This window comes from Paenibacillus sp. J31R122 (genome assembly GCF_056269185.1).
This window is the reverse complement of sequence record NZ_JBWDNM010000002.1, coordinates 525,169-541,231: the sequence shown is the minus strand read 5'-3', so window position 1 is coordinate 541,231 and position 16,063 is coordinate 525,169. Positions and strand designations below refer to the sequence as shown.

Sequence of the window (16,063 nt, the reverse complement as noted above, 5' to 3'; positions counted from 1 at the left end):
AATACAATCCAAGAAGGGTTACATATCCGGTTATTCCGGTTGTAACCCTTTTTTTATGTAAATCACATCGATGAACTTCACCTTCAACTGTGTAGTCTGCTTAAACGAAGTAAAGTTTAGATATAATCATTTTTTCTTTCAAATGTATAGGATCAATATGGTAAATTATATTAAAAAAACTCATACCAGCTGATTCAAAATGAGAACAGGAGCGGAATAACAGATGGAATTATATCTATCCAATGAATTAATTAGTGCTGACAAAGCCTTTATAGGCAATAAAATGTTTGAGTTTAACTCGAAGCATTTCCCTGATAATTTAAAAGGTCGATATCAAGAGGTACAGCTATTCTTAAAAAATGCCGATGGTCAAATCTACGGTGGGCTCGTTGGGGAAATTTGCTGGAACTGGTTGGAGGTACATTACTTATATGTTAATGAAGAGCTTCGCAAGCTAGGGTATGGTCAAAAACTATTATTTGAAGCTGAAAAAATAGCGAAAGATAAAAAATGCGATTTTATAAAGCTCGATACATTAAGATTTCAAGCTTTAGATTTTTATAAAAAGTACGGATATGAAGTGTTTGGAGTAATTGAAAATGCAGGCACGCATACGCACTATTATCTTAAAAAGGATATTTCATAACACTTATAGAAATGAAGGTGTTATAGATGAAATTAATTGATGAATCTATATTAAAATTGGCAGAAAAGTTTCAACTTCCTGAACGGATATTTAAGGTTGATTCATTACCTTGGATTCCCTTCATAGAGAATCATTCCTGTTTTTTCAAACCTTTGCAATTCGATTTGAGTACAGGTACATGGATAACTATTCAAAATGAAAAGCAATCAAGTCTTAGGAAGGCACAGACATACCGGCGGAGGTGTGATTGGGTATAATATCCAAGGGAACTGGAGATACGAAGGACGCAATTGGATAGCTACACCAGGAACTTTTATTTTTGAGCCGCCTGGAGACATACATGCATTGATTACTGAAGCCGAAGAAGTGCTTACGCTCTTTATTCTAGGGGGAACACTTCAATATAATAATGACAACGATGAAGTTACAGCTCAAGATGATATATACACGGTAATTAAAAAGTATAAGGATTTTTGTGAGCAAAATAATATTCCTGAAAACGATGATTTGATCTATTAAAAGTCGAATGTGCAAAGGTAATGGTTACGGAAAAGCGGTTGCTTAGGCAGCCGCTTTTTTAGATAGACAACAGTAATAACTCATGTAGGAAAATATGGAAGATTAAAATTCGGTTATACGATATGCTTGAGACAGGAGTTACTGGGGTCCTCAATATGTGCAGCCAATGGCTGGAGAGTTGCCTTGGTAAGGGACTTAATGAACTTGATCGTGTTTTTTCAAAGCTGGGCTGAAAAGGGGGAATTATAGCTATGCATTATAAAGAATGCGGAGATAGGAACGCATCTCTTATGGTTTTTTTGCATGGTGGAGGAGTAAGTGGTTGGATGTGGGATAGGCAAGTTCAGTTTTTTACTAATTACCATTGTTTAGTTCCTGATTTGCTGCAACTAGGTATGAACAGTAATGACACTCCATTTTCAATACGTGGGACTGCAGAGAAGATCATTGAACTCATTGAGGAAAAAGGCAAGGGAAAGCAGATTGTTGTTATTGGGTTCTCGTTAGGTGTCCAAATCTTAATTACGATGCTTAGTAAAAAGCCGGATTTAATAGACTATGTACATAGATGAAGAATATTTTGAGATTTATTACAAGGAGAGTCTACTACTTAAAGAAGCAACGTTCATTCAAATTATGGAAGAAAATATGTCATATCAAATACCGGGAAATTTCAGAAATGCGAGCGGTCAGATACTGATGACGGTTGGAGAAAAGGAAAAAAGCATGATGAAAAAATCTTTTACTGATATTTTGAATTCTAATTCAAGCGCTAAAGGAATTATTATTCCTAAAATTGGTCATGGAATCTCTTTAGCGAAACCAGATCTCTTTAATAAACTTGTTGAAGATTCGATTACCGAAAATGATGAAGCATAAGAAAATTCATATTATCGGGTCAACAGGGAGCGGGAAGACGTATTTAGCTAGAAGTCTTTCAAAACAACTGATTATTCCTTATTTTGAATTAGACAGCGTAATGTGGAGTGGTTCAGTAGAGTTTGGTGGAAAGAACTCACCTGAGACTCGAGATAAATTACTTACAGAGATTATCAATAAAAAACAGTGGATCATTGAGGGAATTTATTATAAATGGGTGGCTCGAAGTTTTGAAGAGGCAGATGTAATTATATTTTTAACTCCTAAGCCATTAGTAAGAGCAATTAAGATTATTAGTAGATTTATTAAACAGCGATTGGGGTTTGAGAAATCACACTACAAACAAACCTTAACAGGTCTGATTAAAATGTTGCAATGGAACTACAAGTTTGATAAAAGTAATAAGAAGTTGATATTAGAAATACTAGAATTACACAAGCAAAAATTGATAATAGTGAAAAGCAATAAGGAAGTACTTTACAAAGCAGCTCAAGAAGATGAAATAGACTATCAATCTAAATAACCTCAAACAACTTGTGTTCCTTTCGAATAATATGTTATAATACTTCAAAATTAATAATCGGAACACGCCAGTGAAGAGAATCCAACTCGGAGGCGTTCTCGTCAAGGGGAGGAAGCACCTTCCCCCTAAGTTTACCGGGCCCGCCCGTTATCGCGGAACAAAGAGGATTGAACAGCTCGTCTGTTTGGTCAATTTGGGTGGCACCGCGAGTAAAAAACGCTCCTCGTCCCATAGGGATGAGGGCGTTTTTTGTGTTTTTCTAACGAAAAGGAGCGCGGTGACATGTTGGACATGAAATGGATAAGGAAAAATCAGGAGCAAGTACAGACAGTAGCGAATCAGAAGGGGATAAAAATTTCCGTTGCTGAACTGCTGTTATGGGACGAGAAGAAGCGCCTATTGCTGCAAAAGGTTGAAGCTTTGCGAGAAGTTCGAAACAAGCTTTCGTTTCATATTGGTACGCTGGTTAGGCAAGGTGCTCAGCTTGAGGCGGAGCAAACGAAGCAAAGGGTAAAGGAAACGAATGAAGAGCTAAACATTTTGGAAACGGAACTGGCAAAAGCCGAAAGGAATGCAGCTACACTGCTAGCCTTGGTTCCCAATATCGTATCACCGGATACTCCGGATGGCCGGTCGGATGCAGACAATGTGGAGATTAGAAGGATAGGAGAAGCCCCTATCTTCCCATTCGAGCCGAAAGATCATATGGCGCTTGGCGAGCTTCATGATATGATTGATACACAGCGAGGCGTTAAGGCAGCTGGCAGCCGGAATTATTACTTGAAGGGAGCAGGAGTGCTGCTCCATCGTGCTGTGCAGCAGCTTGCTATAGATTTACTTCTGCAAAAGGGTTTCAAATTGATGGATGTGCCATTGATGGTCCGTACCGACGCGATGAGCCATACCGGTTTTTTTCCGCTCGGCGAAGATCAAACTTACCGTGTTGATGGAAATGATAAGTGGCTGGTTGGCACTTCAGAGGTGCCGTTGGTGACCTATTACGCGGGCGAGATTGTGGAGATAGAATATCCAATCAAACTGGCTGCTGCATCGTTATGTTTCCGCAGCGAGGTTGGCTCGGCAGGCAGAGATGTTCATGGACTATATCGTGTGCACCAGTTTGCAAAGGTTGAACAAGTCATTTTATGCAGAGCTGATCCTGAGTTGTCGGAGTCGCTGCTGCAGGAAATTACGGAAAATGCCGAGGAGCTGCTTCAATCTCTGGAGCTGCCTTATAGAGTCATGGCGGTTTGCTCAGGCGATATGTCGCAAAAAACATATAAGCAATACGATATCGAAACATGGATGCCGAGCCGACAAGCATATGGGGAAACGCATTCGTCGTCGAACCTGCATGATTTTCAAGCACGCCGCTCGAATATACGCTATCGAGCCGAGGACGGCGCGTTAAGCTTTTGTCATACGCTCAACAACACTGCAGTGGCCAGTCCGCGCATCCTCATTCCACTCATTGAAAATCATCAGGAGGAAGACGGTTCAATTCGTATACCGACGGCACTTCAGCGTTATATGAATGGCTTGCAGCGATTGGTTATTGGAGTAAATAAATAAGACTGTTAAGAAATGCGGTAAGCAGCGGCACTAAGGTATCTGCTTACCGCATGATTTGGTTTCAGGGTCGTATAAGAACTTATAGAATAAAGAGGATAGAGATTTTATGGATAATTGCTTCAATCCTCGATAGCGGCTATAACGGCATTATTGAATAAATTCATACAAGGGAACCAAACATCGTGCCCATCATTTCTGCTGCTTTCCACGGAAAAGATAACCTGGACAGTTTCATAGTGCGGGTCGACCGTAATATTGACTCCGCCCGCTCCACCGCAAACAAGAGCTTTGGGTGAAAACAAGTCACCACTATCTTTTTTGTTACCGTTAACCGGCCAGCAATAACCATAAGAGGCATCGATAAAAACTTGTGAACCATATGTAGACGATACATGTGGAATCTGGTCTCGTGTCATTTCAATGACGGCTGCTGAGCTCAAAACCCGCTCCTCTCCATATTTGCCCTTGTTCAGAAACAATTGTCCGAATTTGGCAATGTCAAGAGCGGTGGAATATGCACCACCTGCCGCTGATGGCCGCGTCAGAGCTTCCGATGTATGATACCAGTTCCCTCCCGGTAAATCCTCTGACCTCTTGATAACCTTGCTATGTAGCGATTCTGGAACGTAAAAGTACGTATCGTTCATTTCCATTGGGTTGAATATGTTTTCACTGCAAAACTCTTCAAGCGATTGACCGCTTATTCTTCGAACAATTTCACCAAGAAGCTCAACTCCATAGCCGCAATACGACATCTCTGTTCCGGGAGGCTTCCATAATGGCGCGTCGTAGCCGAGAAACAAACTCCGGTGTATGGCAGGGTGCTGGGTTTTGTCTGCCGGAGGGATGTCGATCAGCCCTTCCTTCTTTTTGGAATGTTCGGTGACATCCATATTTCGGAGGCCGGAAGTATGCGTCATCAGATGATGAATAAGAACTTTATGTTTGTCTTCTCCTACAAATTCCGGGATGTAGTGCGACACTGGAAAGCTTAAGCAGAGCAATCCATGTTCAACCAATATCATGGCCGCTGTAGCCGTAATCGGTTTCGAAATCGACGCGAGCGGGAAAATCGTATTTATCGATAGCGGTACATCTTCTGCGTTTGGGCAGGAGGTACCGTAGGCTTTATGGCTAACGATAATACCTTTACGAGCTACAACGATGACAAAGGCTTGTGATACTTTATCATTAGCCCATCCTTGTACCAACTTTTCCATGCGAACTATCTTTTGCGAGGACATTCCTGCTTCTTCCGGTGTGCCTTCCCTAAGTTTCATAAGTCATCTCCTATTTATTCGAGAATACTTTCGTTGATTTTTTTGAGTAACTCTACAGCAAGTGTATAATGAAGAAATCGTAAAATTAAATGAATGTGGTGATAAAATGGATGATCAAATACAACTAGCTAAAGAACTATTTTTCAACTATAGTGGTAGCTTTTTTCAAATGCATCGTGAAGGAAACTTGGAAAAATACAAGACATATCAAGTTGCAAATGAGCATGAAGTAGAATGGTATAAAGAAATGATTAACGAAATCAGTTCGGAGTTATCCATAATGAACTGGAATGCAGTTTCTCAACTGGATTCTGTTGCTAAATATTATAAAGACAGCTTAATTCTCGAAAATGTTATTTCATTTGTGTCACAGCATATTATGGGTTCAGATAGTATCGTAAAATTAATGTACGCAGAAAGTATGATTAGTCTAATAAAGTCTTCAAAAGAAATCATGACAAATGATTTATTATATCGCTCTTATCAAGCTACCCTACGAATACTCGAAGATATCATTTCTAAACCTTTAGTGACTGACCCTGGACATGAATTACATCTGTTAGATTTGAGGGACAAGAAATCGTTAAATAATAGAGCTAAGAAAAATATCGATGATCTTATTGGCTATATTGGCTGACTCCGTAAAGTTAATCATGTTGTGAAATTATAAAACATCGGTTAGCAGCTCTCTAAAAATGGGCTCAAGCGATTGAGCCATTCTTTTGAAGCCAAGATCTGTCGGGTGAACGCCGTCTACTGTACATTCCTCAGCATCTTCATCACCAAGCAATATATAACCATCGAGGAAATGGATGTTGGAATCTCCTTCACTTTTCAACCTTTCCACAGTAGATCTCTGAATTTCTCTTTTATCTTCATGATATTTCTCTTTAACTTCGTTAAAACGGATATCCGCATATTGTATATTAGAAATAACTAAAATCGGAACGAATGGGTGACGCTCGCGAAGAATTCGGATAAATGGCGGTAGTGTACCTGCTAATTCCTCAACTGTTCCTGAATTTGCTTCATAATCTAGAACAAGGAGTGCAGGATTCGGTATATCAGCAATCGTTCGAGCAACCCCTGCTTCGCCTCTTCCGTTTCCAGAAAAACCAAGATTAATAAATTCAAGCGGGATGGTACGGCTTAAAATATTCGGATATGCCATTCCTGGTCTTGTTGCACAGCCGCCTTGTGTAATCGATGTTCCATAGATAACAACCGGTTTATTGCTTGCATATTCAGGAGCTGAACTGATCTGAGCATCTGTATCTATACCAATTAATACCTCTTCAACCCCCTGGTACAATGGAAAGTTTAATGTGACGCAAAACTCACGTTTAGTTGTAAATTTGTATAAAGTGGCTTCATATTCGGATTTTGTGTGATCAAAGCTGGTAGTCCCAATGAAGCTTTGAGTTCCAGGCTCTCCCAGATAACAATCGAACCCGCATTGTCCTGTTGCTGGCATATGATACATATTAGCCGATCCTGTAAGCTTAACTCTTATCGACAGTTGTGAGGTGTTTGTAATAAATCGGATTTGCCCTCCTGCGGTACAATTTGCAAGCGCATCGACTTCGGGAGGTAGAATGTCTTTAGGCGAGGAAGGAAGGCGACGGTATTTCTTTTCTTGTTCTAGCCAAGCGAAACCAGCAATATGAAAAGGCGCTTCAAGCGGCGATAACCATTTTAGAGAATCATCTATTCTATCCTCAATGGTCATATTTGGATCCAGTTCAATAGCATTGACTGATTTAAGTTGATCTGACATTAGCTTTCATCTCCTATAAAAAGTATGGTAAGCATGCGTTGTAAAGGGGAATTATGGTAAAATATATTCAGCGAAATAACTTGCAATGTGATAATGGACGTTAACGTTCACAAGCAATCAAGTCATTATCACGATCGCTTTTTTTATTAGCGTCATAGATTTCTTTTGAAACAAAAGGTTTGTACTTGGTTTTTCCACCTTTGTTTTTCGCAGTTGAAGTACGGGCAACCCCACCTTTATATACTTTATTTAATTCCGTACAGTTTTTATACGTTTTAGTCTTCGTACTTGCGTCTACTACTTGTGTAGATGTAATTGTGATTCCGATAACTAGAACACATGATAATGCATATAAAGCTATTTTCTTCATGAAGACATTCCTTTCGGTAAATTTACTCTTTTAATGATCATAATCCTAGCACTATTTATAAACAATACCAAATTTGGATTGAAGAGCATATTTGGTGATTAGGGAGGACTAAGATATGAAGTGGTTGTATTTAGTGAGACATTGCAAGGCTTTCGGTCAAGAAGCTAATGCCGAGTTGACCGATGAAGGAATACAACAAGCGGAAGATCTAGTAGAATTTTTTAAGGATAAGCAAATAGAATTCTTAGTATCTAGTCCGTTTGTGAGAGCGATTAACACGATTAAACCGCTAAGTGACAGAATTCATAAAGAAATCCAGATAGACAAACGCTTGCAAGAGAGGATACTGAGTAGTATTCAGCTGGATAATTGGTTAGAAGAGCTTGAACGAACATATATCGACTATGATTTAAAGTTTGAAGGCGGAGAATCGTCAAACGATGCCTTATTTAGAGGGATGGAAGTCATTGAGGAGTTGTTAGCTAGACCGGAAAGCTCCATTGTTGTTGTAACTCATGGGGCGTTGTTATCATTATTGATTACACATTATAATAATGAATTTGGATTTGATGGTTGGAAAAACCTTTCTAACCCAGATGTCTATTGCTTAGAAAAAACGGATGATCATTTGATTATGAAGAGGATTTGGGCTAGATGATGATTTCATTTGAAACAGGACCTAATAAATTTCAATATCGAGCAGCGAGTATTGTTATACATAATAATCGAATCTTATTACAAAGGGCTATTGATAGCCTGGTATGGTTTATTCCAGGTGGGCGTGTAGAGTTTGGTGAAACAGCTGCTGGAACTGTTGATCGCGAGATGATTGAAGAATTTGGAGTGGAAATAATAAAGAAGAAGCTAGTTTGGATGGTAGAAAACTTTATTCATTTCCCAGATAAAAAGGTACATGAGATTGGAATGTTTTTCTATGTTGATTTGTCAGTTGACCATACGATCTTTTTACATGAAAATGAATTTATTGGAGCGGAGGAAGGGTTTGTGAACAGATGGATTCCTTTCGAATTGCTTAAAGATTATAATATAGTGCCTGAATTTGTTATGGCTGAATTGAGAGTATTAGATTTAGACATGGGTATGAAACACATTATAAATAAGAGCGTTAGATAAATCATTTCTGCTTAGTGCCTAAAGATTGGGGATCAGATCAAGTATGGAAGAAATAAATATAGTGCAAGTACCCTCTGACAGCAAAGACTTAGCGGTTCTAATCGAAAAGCTGGATGCTTATTTGTTAGATAGATATCCAGTAGAAGACATATTCGGTTTGGACTTTACTGATCCTAATGTGAATGAGGTTGTGTTTGTCATGGCTTATCAAAATAAGGTTCCGATAGGCTGCGGTGCGATTAGAGCTCTGGATGAAAATGAGACAGAGTTAAAGAGGTTTTTTGTAGAAGAAGCTTATCGTAATAAAGGAATTGCAAAATTGATTTTGGATGAGCTTGAAAAGCGAGCAAGAAACTTACATTTTAAAGCGATAAAATTAGAAGCAGGAGAACCACAGCCTGAGGCTTTACGGTTTTATAGAAAACATGGTTATTATCCAATTGAGAGATTTGGCGAGTATGTAAACAGTGAATCCAGCGTTTGCTATGAGAAACAACTTTATTAATAACGAGAAACTTAATATTACGATTTAGCTTATAACAATTCAAGGAGTGACATTATGAAAAAGAAACTAGCTAAAGACATCTTTGAAATCGCTCATTTAACGGGAACATTTACATTGAGGTCTGGTCAAGTTTCAAATGAGTATTTTGATAAATATTTATTTGAATCCAATCCCCAATTATTAGACCGGATTGCAGAACAATTGGCACATCTAGTACCTGTTGGAACAAATGTCCTTGCTGGTCTTGAGATGGGCGGTGTACCGATTGCAACAGCATTATCACTCAAAACTAATATTTCATCCGCTTTTGTGCGAAAGAAAGCGAAGGAGTATGGTACATGCAAGCTTGCGGAGGGAACAAGCATAGCCGGTAAGAAGGTTGTTGTAATTGAAGATGTAATTACAACAGGCGGACAAGTAATTTTGAGTACCAATGATTTACGTGCGGCAGGAGCAATTGTTGAAGACGTAGTATGCGTCATTGAACGTGATCCAGAAGGTAGACGGAAATTAGAGGAGATAGGCCTAAGAGTCCATGCTCTATTTACGATGGATGAGCTACTAGAAGCGGGAAGCGCCTCCGTCTAATCATTTATCGAAAACGGAGCCATATGAATACGAACCTCTATGGAAAGCAGGGATCTCTTAAATGACAAGCGTAATAATAATTATATTACTACTTATAGTCATTGCGCTCTTGGTAAATATTAACCACAAGCTGCCGAAAAGGGACTATGTTAAAGAAGCCGTTGAAAAAGCAGTTGAAAATGATCTCAAAAACAGAGATGCTAACAAGACTCTTTAGGATTAAAATGGTTTGACCTTGCGTATTCGAATGATTTTCATGTGACTCCGATAGTAGAGATGATATATGAGAGGGTGTTCTCATGGAAACCAAAGCTGTTATATTCGACTTATTTGAAACACTAATAACTGAGTTTGGTAATGGAGAGAGGCTTGCAAAGCGATCCTATAACTACATGGAATTGTTGGGACTCACTAATGAGGATTTTAAGAGGGAATTTGGACGAAGACAGCAGAGAAGAATGACAGGTGAATTGAAAAGCTACCATAAAGTGGTTGAGGAGATCTTGGCCAGTAAGGAACTGCCATTCAATAAAGCATCGATCGATCATTTGTATCAGGAACGCTTAAAAGAGAAGCAAATGCCTCTTCTAACTAGGAATGAAGATGTTATCAATTTATTAGAGGTTATTCGAGCGAAGAATGTTAAAATCGGGCTTATAAGCAATTGTACGGAAGAGGAAGTTCGGAGCTGGAGTGATAGTAATCTTTCTTCATACTTTGAAGATGTAATTTTTTCTTATGATGTAGGTTTGGCAAAACCAGATAAACAGATCTATTTATTAGCTTGTGAAAGGTTAGGCGTAAATCCAGAAGAAGTTGCATTTGTTGGTGATGGGGGTTCTAATGAGCTGACAGGCGCACATGATGTAGGTATGAGTGTTTATCATGCAACATGGTTTAATACTTATATCGAAAGTGAATTTCCAAAGTTGAACAATACAAAACAGTTAGTAAGAGAACTTTTTGGCAAGCAGGAATGAACGCTACTATTTAAGGTATTAATATAATTGTAAAGATCGAATAATGGGGTGGAAATATTGAATCCTGTAGATGGGAACGTAGTGCTGGACATTCAAGCTGCTTCCATTGAAGATGGTCCAACTATATTGGATTTATGGCGCAGATCGGCGGAATGGCTTCAGTCAAAGGGAATAAAACAATGGGATCCTAATTATTTTAAAATAGAGCAAATCGAGGAATGGCTAGATAATGGTGCGAATATCTATCTCGCGAGACTTGATGTCGAGGTAGTTGGCACTCTGTTGATTTCTTGGACAGACCCATTTATATGGGATGAATTGAATGATCTTGAGTCGGGTTATATCCATCGATTTGCTGTGAGTAGAAAACATACAGGCAGTGGAATCGGTAAACTGCTTATGGATTGGGCAGAGAATCATATCAGGCTGAAAGGGAAGAAGATAAGGCTTGATTGTATGGCGGACAATCTTCGATTGAATCAATATTATCAAAGCAGGGGTTATCGACTTGTAAGAGGGAAGAAATGGGACCATTATAGCGCAAACCTTTATGAAAAGAATTAAAGTTATTCAAGACTTCGCATAGAGGTGTTAGAAATGATAATATGGATAAATGGTGCGTTTGGAGCGGAGAAAACGCAAACTGCCTTCGAGCTGCACAGAAGAATAGAAAACTCCTATGTATATAAGGAACTTTTGCTGAAAAGATTAAAGAGTCGCGGTGATGGCCATCAATCGTGGGCAGCCCAGCAAATCGAGCGATGTATAGCTGGTTTGGCGGATGAAACCTTTCAGCATCATATTGATACAGACCATATGACTGTGAATCACAAGGTGTCGTATATCGCGGGAAGAATGGATATCAGCTTAACTCCAGACAATCGCGGAGCAGCAAGAAGTGTATATGATCGATTAAAAACACAAGTGCAACAAATCAAGTTTTAAATTTATAAGTTATTAGGAGGAACAACTATGTCTAACATCATGCAAAATAAAGTAATCGTCGTAATGGGTGTCGCAAATGAAAGAAGTATTGCCTGGGGAGTAGCAAAATCCCTTCATAGCCAAGGTGCAAAGCTTATCTTTACGTACCGCAAAGAAAGATCGTTAGGAAAGCTGCAGAAATTGCTGCTAGATCATCAAATGGAGGCTTTACAGACTGTATCCTGTGATGTATCAGATGATGAAAGTGTAATCGCTGCTTTTAAAGAGATTGAAGCTGCCACGGGTACAATCCATGGTCTTGTTCATTCCGTTGCTTTCGCTGATAAGGATGAGCTGCAGGGTGAATACCTGGATACAACAAGAGAGGGCTACTTAATTGCTCAAAATTCAAGCTCATATTCATTGGTAGCTGTTGCTCGGGAGGCGAAGCGATTAATGACTGATGGCGGCAGCATTGTTACTCAAACTTATATTGGCGCAGAACGAGTAGTGAAAAATTACAATGTAATGGGGGTAGCGAAAGCAGCATTAGAAGCTAGCGTCAAATATTTGGCAGAGGATCTTGGAAAGCACGGAATAAGAGTAAATGCGGTATCGGCAGGGCCGATACGTACATTAGCAGCAAAAGGAGTTTCCGGCTTTAATGATATTATGTCAACCATTGATGATAGAGCGCCGCTTAGAAGGAATATTGATCAAGATGAAGTCGGTGATGCGACCATGTTTTTATTAAGCAACCTAGCTAGAGGGATTACGGGAGAAACGCTTCATGTGGATGCTGGTTATCACATTTTAGCATTGTAAATGTTCCACTATTGGAAAAGACAAAGAAATCACCACCTGTATGCGTATAGGTGGATTTTTTTTTAAGAACACGAATTATAGGAGAGTCCAATGCAAATAGACATTAAACAGTTAACCTCGCAACAGCTGGCTGATGATTGGAAGGCTGCTTTTGCCGAGCATCAGATTCATCGTCCCGATGAGTATTATTCAAAATGTTTGAAAGAAAATGAGACTGGTGAGCGTGTGACATTACTCGCCTACATCGACAATATATTAGTTGGTTGCTCTCATCTGAAGTATAAATCAGATTATCCTTACTTTAATGAACGGCAGATTCCTGAAATCAATGATTTGAATGTGTTTAGTCCATACCAGAGACAAGGCGTTGCTAATAAGTTAATCGAGCAATTTGAATCTATTGCATCGAAAACCTGTTCTCAAATCGGTATCGGAGTTGGCTTATATAAGGATTACGGAAATGCTCAAAGGATTTATTGCCGAAGGGGCTACATTCTTGACGGTAACGGGGTCATGTACAATAACGAACCGGTTGCTCCAGGTGCGATGGTATGTGTGGATGATGATCTGAATTTGTATTTTATTAAGGAACTCAATTTTTGACATAGGAGAACATAACATGATTACATATAATATTTGCTTTATTAAGAGAGGACAAGAGGTTTTATTACTAAACCGAGAAAATCCTAGCTGGATGGGCTGTTGGAATGGTGTAGGCGGTAAAATCGAGAAGTCGGAGTCTCCCCGAGATTCGATGATTCGAGAATTGTATGAGGAAACCAACATAGAAGATTGTGATGTTCATTTCAAAGGGCTTACGACTTGGACTAGCGATAGTTCGAATTTCGGAGGGATGTACATGTATTTTGCAGAAGTGCCTGAGGGCTTTGAATACATAACTCCAATAAAGACAAGCGAAGGCATACTGGATTGGAAAAAAATCGATTGGATCATGAATCCGAATAATGTAGGGGTTGCTTTTAGTATTCCAAAAACACTTGAGGCAATACTCTATGATCCCAATTGCTATGAGTATCACTGTGTCTACAGTAAGGGTGAATTGATAGATTTCAAATCAACACAAATACCACCTTCAATGGAAACAAACGAAGTAATGAGGGAGCAGTACTTTAATAAGTATTTCGTTGTATAAAGGAGATGCTCGAACTTTATGGAGATGGATCCTTGCCTTGGATGTAGAATTGCCAATCATCTTATTGATGCAAATGTTGTTTTTGAAGATGAGCATATTAGCTGTGTACTGGATATTGCACCATTTAACGAAGGGCATATTATTATTTTGTCTAAGCAGCATTTTTATGAGCTTGAGGATCTAACACCTGAAGTATTAACTGCGATTATGCAAGCATCAATGAAAATGAGTCGAATCATTAAGAGGCTTTTCAAGCCGGATGGGATAACCATTTGCCAGAATGGCGGACTTTTTAATGATTTGATTCATTACCATATGCATGTCATACCTCGCTATACAAATGACGGGTTTGCTTGGTCAGAACCAATATTGGATCATCATGCAGATACAAGATTAAAGGAAACGAAGGAATTTATAATAAATGAAATGAAACATCCTGACCTTTTACAGGACCCTTAGATTTAGAATAAACGAAGGACAATTGGAAGGGCAGGTGCCACTTGGACAACGATGATTCGAGCATGAAACTACGAATTAAGAAGCCCAGTAGCATAATCGTATCATTATGTGTAACCATTCTATATGCAGCTTTGATGTCTCGTACATTATGGTCTGTAAAAGATATCGTACACAGTTTCATCTTTCCATTTGCTATAGCCATCTTATTATTTTGTGTATGTTATGTTATCTATTTGTTAGTAATTCTATTTTCAAAATCAATGGACATTACATTAACAGAAAATGGAGTTATAATAAAGGATCGGATGATCCAATTAGAACAGATAGACAAAATTATGATAGATGGATACTTTAGACCTACATATGGCATAAAGCTTAAAAATAAGCGGATTGTGCCAGCACATTTATGTTTCAAATTTGCTGAAAATATCGACATGTCAGAAAAACACCTTTTAAATTGGGCTGAAAAACATCAAATTGAGATTAGTAAAAAAGGCGGTTGGAGAAGGGTTTAAACAACCATGTTGCATTTTTTTCAATTTCTTATAAGATTGTTTATACAAAGAAAAATACAGAATAGAGGAAATATCTTGAAATTTAGACCTTGCATAGATTTACACGATGGTAAGGTAAAGCAAATCGTAGGAGAAACACTAAATACCGATATTATTGAAAACTTCGTTTCAACGTATGATTCAACGTATTATGCATCATTATTTCAGAAGGATGGTTTAACTGGCGGTCATGTTATTATGCTTGGAAGCGGGAATGAAGAGGCTGCAATCAAAGCACTGCAGCAGTATCCAGGCGGCTTGCAAATTGGCGGAGGCATTACGACAGAGAACGCATCCTATTATTTGAATAAAGGTGCATCACATGTCATTGTGACGTCTTATATTTTCCGTGATGGACAATTAAACGAAGAGCATCTTTCTCAAATTGTAGCTGAAGTAGGTAAAGAGCGACTAGTTATTGATCTTAGCTGCAAAGAAAAAGACGGGAAATGGTTTGTCGTAACAAATCAATGGAAGCAGTTCAGTGATTTTGAAGTGAATAAAGAAAATATTCAATATCTTGAGCAGTTTTGTGATGAGTTTCTTGTTCACGCTGTCGATGTGGAAGGAAAGCAGCGGGGTATTCAGCAAAGTCTGGTTAGTGCTTTAGCGGATTGGGTGAGCATTCCAACTACTTATGCAGGCGGGGCTAGGTCTTTGGCAGATATGGATCAGTTTCACGAGCTATCAAACGGCAAATTAGATTTAACAATTGGGAGTGCACTTGATATTTTTGGTGGGGACCTACCATATGAACAAGTTGTATCTTACCTATATAAAAAATAGAGATTATTCCATCGAATACATAAAGGTTTCTTCAATAAATGGTTCACAGCAAGGGTGGTTTGAAGGATTTTCTTCGAACCATTCTTTGTTGAACAGTGATTCATGTAAACAATAAAATTATAAGCCCATACTGAACAAGCATTTGGAAGGAGACTGTTATGAGACCGGAGCATTATAAGCTGCTGATCGAATTTGTAAGCTGGGCTGGCACGCAGACCTACATAGATGGAGTTGCATTATTAGGATTAAATGCTAAAGATGAAATTACGGAAGAATCAGAGGATTTAGATTTTGTTATCGTGACAGACAAGATAGACAAAACGATTGACAATATTATTAAACAATTTAATGCAGAACAGCTGGAGCAGATCACGAGGCAGGATCGAGGTAACATTACTTCATTACGAGTTGAATATTCAAATGGATTAGAGGTTGGCTATGGTGTGGTTGGCCCAGCTTGGGTTAAGGAGCCCTTTGAAGCAGCAACTATTGATGTCGTTATGCAGGGCTTTAAGGTGCTATGGGACGAAGATCATATATTTGATAGACTAATTCAAGCGGCAGAGGATAAAAAGTGGTTAGCATAATC

Annotated in this window: 22 protein-coding genes and 1 pseudogene; 20 read left to right on the top strand and 3 right to left on the bottom strand. The window is 38.8% G+C overall.

Annotated elements, in window-relative coordinates:
* The first annotated feature begins 223 nt into the window (after nt 1-223).
* From AC0YN7_RS05575 to serS, 5 genes and pseudogenes are all read left to right on the top strand, one after another.
* Nucleotides 224-646, top strand: coding sequence for a GNAT family N-acetyltransferase (locus AC0YN7_RS05575; protein ID WP_475808949.1), 423 nt, complete (start codon nt 224-226; stop codon nt 644-646).
* A 195-nt stretch (nt 647-841) separates the two neighbouring features.
* Nucleotides 842-1,165: an AraC family ligand binding domain-containing protein gene (locus tag AC0YN7_RS05570; RefSeq protein WP_475808948.1), complete on the top strand. Its 324-nt coding sequence runs from the start codon at nt 842-844 to the stop codon at nt 1,163-1,165.
* Nucleotides 1,166-1,410: 245 nt separating this feature from the next.
* A pseudogene (locus tag AC0YN7_RS05565) lies at nt 1,411-2,044 on the top strand (alpha/beta fold hydrolase).
* The gene (locus tag AC0YN7_RS05560) at nt 2,031-2,567 is read left to right on the top strand and encodes a P-loop NTPase family protein (protein WP_475808947.1); all 537 of its coding nucleotides are present in this window, start codon (nt 2,031-2,033) and stop codon (nt 2,565-2,567) included. Before AC0YN7_RS05565 ends, AC0YN7_RS05560 begins: the two are co-directional and overlap by 14 nt.
* Nucleotides 2,568-2,849: 282 nt before the next feature.
* The gene (serS, locus tag AC0YN7_RS05555; RefSeq protein WP_475808946.1) at nt 2,850-4,139 is read left to right on the top strand and encodes a serine--tRNA ligase; all 1,290 of its coding nucleotides are present in this window, start codon (nt 2,850-2,852) and stop codon (nt 4,137-4,139) included.
* Nucleotides 4,140-4,258: 119 nt separating this feature from the next.
* Here the strand turns inward: serS and AC0YN7_RS05550 are convergent, their stop codons facing one another.
* Entirely contained in the window at nt 4,259-5,419 is a 1,161-nt protein-coding gene (locus tag AC0YN7_RS05550) for a serine hydrolase domain-containing protein (RefSeq protein WP_475808945.1), read from the bottom strand.
* A gap of 106 nt (nt 5,420-5,525) precedes the next feature.
* Here AC0YN7_RS05550 and AC0YN7_RS05545 point away from each other — a divergent pair, with 106 nt between their 5' ends.
* Nucleotides 5,526-6,056, top strand: coding sequence for a hypothetical protein (locus AC0YN7_RS05545; RefSeq protein ID WP_475808944.1), 531 nt, complete (start codon nt 5,526-5,528; stop codon nt 6,054-6,056).
* 27 nt (nt 6,057-6,083) lie between these two features.
* Here the strand turns inward: AC0YN7_RS05545 and AC0YN7_RS05540 are convergent, their stop codons facing one another.
* Together AC0YN7_RS05540 and AC0YN7_RS05535 are read right to left on the bottom strand one after the other, a co-directional pair.
* On the bottom strand, nt 6,084-7,196 hold the full coding sequence (locus tag AC0YN7_RS05540; RefSeq protein WP_475808943.1) for an SGNH/GDSL hydrolase family protein: 1,113 nt from the start codon (nt 7,194-7,196) through the stop codon (nt 6,084-6,086).
* A 100-nt stretch (nt 7,197-7,296) separates the two neighbouring features.
* Complete coding sequence (locus AC0YN7_RS05535; protein ID WP_475808942.1) at nt 7,297-7,566, bottom strand: excalibur calcium-binding domain-containing protein; 270 nt, start codon at nt 7,564-7,566, stop codon at nt 7,297-7,299.
* A gap of 115 nt (nt 7,567-7,681) precedes the next feature.
* On the opposite strand from AC0YN7_RS05535, the gene AC0YN7_RS05530 reads away from it, so the two are divergent.
* From AC0YN7_RS05530 to AC0YN7_RS05465, 14 genes are all read left to right on the top strand, one after another.
* On the top strand, nt 7,682-8,224 hold the full coding sequence (locus AC0YN7_RS05530; protein ID WP_475808941.1) for a histidine phosphatase family protein: 543 nt from the start codon (nt 7,682-7,684) through the stop codon (nt 8,222-8,224).
* Complete coding sequence (locus AC0YN7_RS05525) at nt 8,221-8,700, top strand: NUDIX hydrolase (RefSeq protein ID WP_475808940.1); 480 nt, start codon at nt 8,221-8,223, stop codon at nt 8,698-8,700. Before AC0YN7_RS05530 ends, AC0YN7_RS05525 begins: the two co-directional genes overlap by 4 nt.
* Nucleotides 8,701-8,743: 43 nt before the next feature.
* Nucleotides 8,744-9,205: a GNAT family N-acetyltransferase gene (locus AC0YN7_RS05520; protein ID WP_475808939.1), complete on the top strand. Its 462-nt coding sequence runs from the start codon at nt 8,744-8,746 to the stop codon at nt 9,203-9,205.
* Between the two features lie 51 nt (nt 9,206-9,256).
* Nucleotides 9,257-9,793, top strand: a complete 537-nt coding sequence (gene pyrE, locus AC0YN7_RS05515; protein ID WP_475809122.1) for an orotate phosphoribosyltransferase — start codon at nt 9,257-9,259, stop codon at nt 9,791-9,793.
* A 299-nt stretch (nt 9,794-10,092) separates the two neighbouring features.
* Nucleotides 10,093-10,773 carry an HAD family hydrolase gene (locus tag AC0YN7_RS05510; protein ID WP_475808938.1) on the top strand — a complete coding sequence of 227 codons (681 nt, stop codon included), beginning with the start codon at nt 10,093-10,095 and terminating at the stop codon, nt 10,771-10,773.
* Nucleotides 10,774-10,821: 48 nt separating this feature from the next.
* On the top strand, nt 10,822-11,337 hold the full coding sequence (locus AC0YN7_RS05505; RefSeq protein WP_475808937.1) for a GNAT family N-acetyltransferase: 516 nt from the start codon (nt 10,822-10,824) through the stop codon (nt 11,335-11,337).
* A 33-nt stretch (nt 11,338-11,370) separates the two neighbouring features.
* Nucleotides 11,371-11,718, top strand: a complete 348-nt coding sequence (locus AC0YN7_RS05500; RefSeq protein WP_475808936.1) for a hypothetical protein — start codon at nt 11,371-11,373, stop codon at nt 11,716-11,718.
* Between the two features lie 27 nt (nt 11,719-11,745).
* On the top strand, nt 11,746-12,522 hold the full coding sequence (fabI, locus tag AC0YN7_RS05495) for an enoyl-ACP reductase FabI (RefSeq protein ID WP_475808935.1): 777 nt from the start codon (nt 11,746-11,748) through the stop codon (nt 12,520-12,522).
* 90 nt (nt 12,523-12,612) lie between these two features.
* Nucleotides 12,613-13,125 (top strand): GNAT family N-acetyltransferase, encoded by a 513-nt coding sequence (locus AC0YN7_RS05490; protein ID WP_475808934.1) that lies wholly within the window; start codon nt 12,613-12,615, stop codon nt 13,123-13,125.
* A 16-nt stretch (nt 13,126-13,141) separates the two neighbouring features.
* Nucleotides 13,142-13,675 carry an NUDIX hydrolase gene (locus AC0YN7_RS05485; RefSeq protein WP_475808933.1) on the top strand — a complete coding sequence of 178 codons (534 nt, stop codon included), beginning with the start codon at nt 13,142-13,144 and terminating at the stop codon, nt 13,673-13,675.
* A gap of 18 nt (nt 13,676-13,693) precedes the next feature.
* On the top strand, nt 13,694-14,134 hold the full coding sequence (locus AC0YN7_RS05480; RefSeq protein WP_475808932.1) for an HIT family protein: 441 nt from the start codon (nt 13,694-13,696) through the stop codon (nt 14,132-14,134).
* A 62-nt stretch (nt 14,135-14,196) separates the two neighbouring features.
* Nucleotides 14,197-14,649 (top strand): hypothetical protein, encoded by a 453-nt coding sequence (locus tag AC0YN7_RS05475; RefSeq protein ID WP_475808931.1) that lies wholly within the window; start codon nt 14,197-14,199, stop codon nt 14,647-14,649.
* A 75-nt stretch (nt 14,650-14,724) separates the two neighbouring features.
* Nucleotides 14,725-15,474 (top strand): phosphoribosylformimino-5-aminoimidazole carboxamide ribotide isomerase, encoded by a 750-nt coding sequence (gene hisA / locus AC0YN7_RS05470; protein WP_475808930.1) that lies wholly within the window; start codon nt 14,725-14,727, stop codon nt 15,472-15,474.
* 158 nt (nt 15,475-15,632) lie between these two features.
* Nucleotides 15,633-16,061 carry a hypothetical protein gene (locus tag AC0YN7_RS05465; protein WP_475808929.1) on the top strand — a complete coding sequence of 143 codons (429 nt, stop codon included), beginning with the start codon at nt 15,633-15,635 and terminating at the stop codon, nt 16,059-16,061.
* Nucleotides 16,062-16,063: the final 2 nt, after the last annotated feature.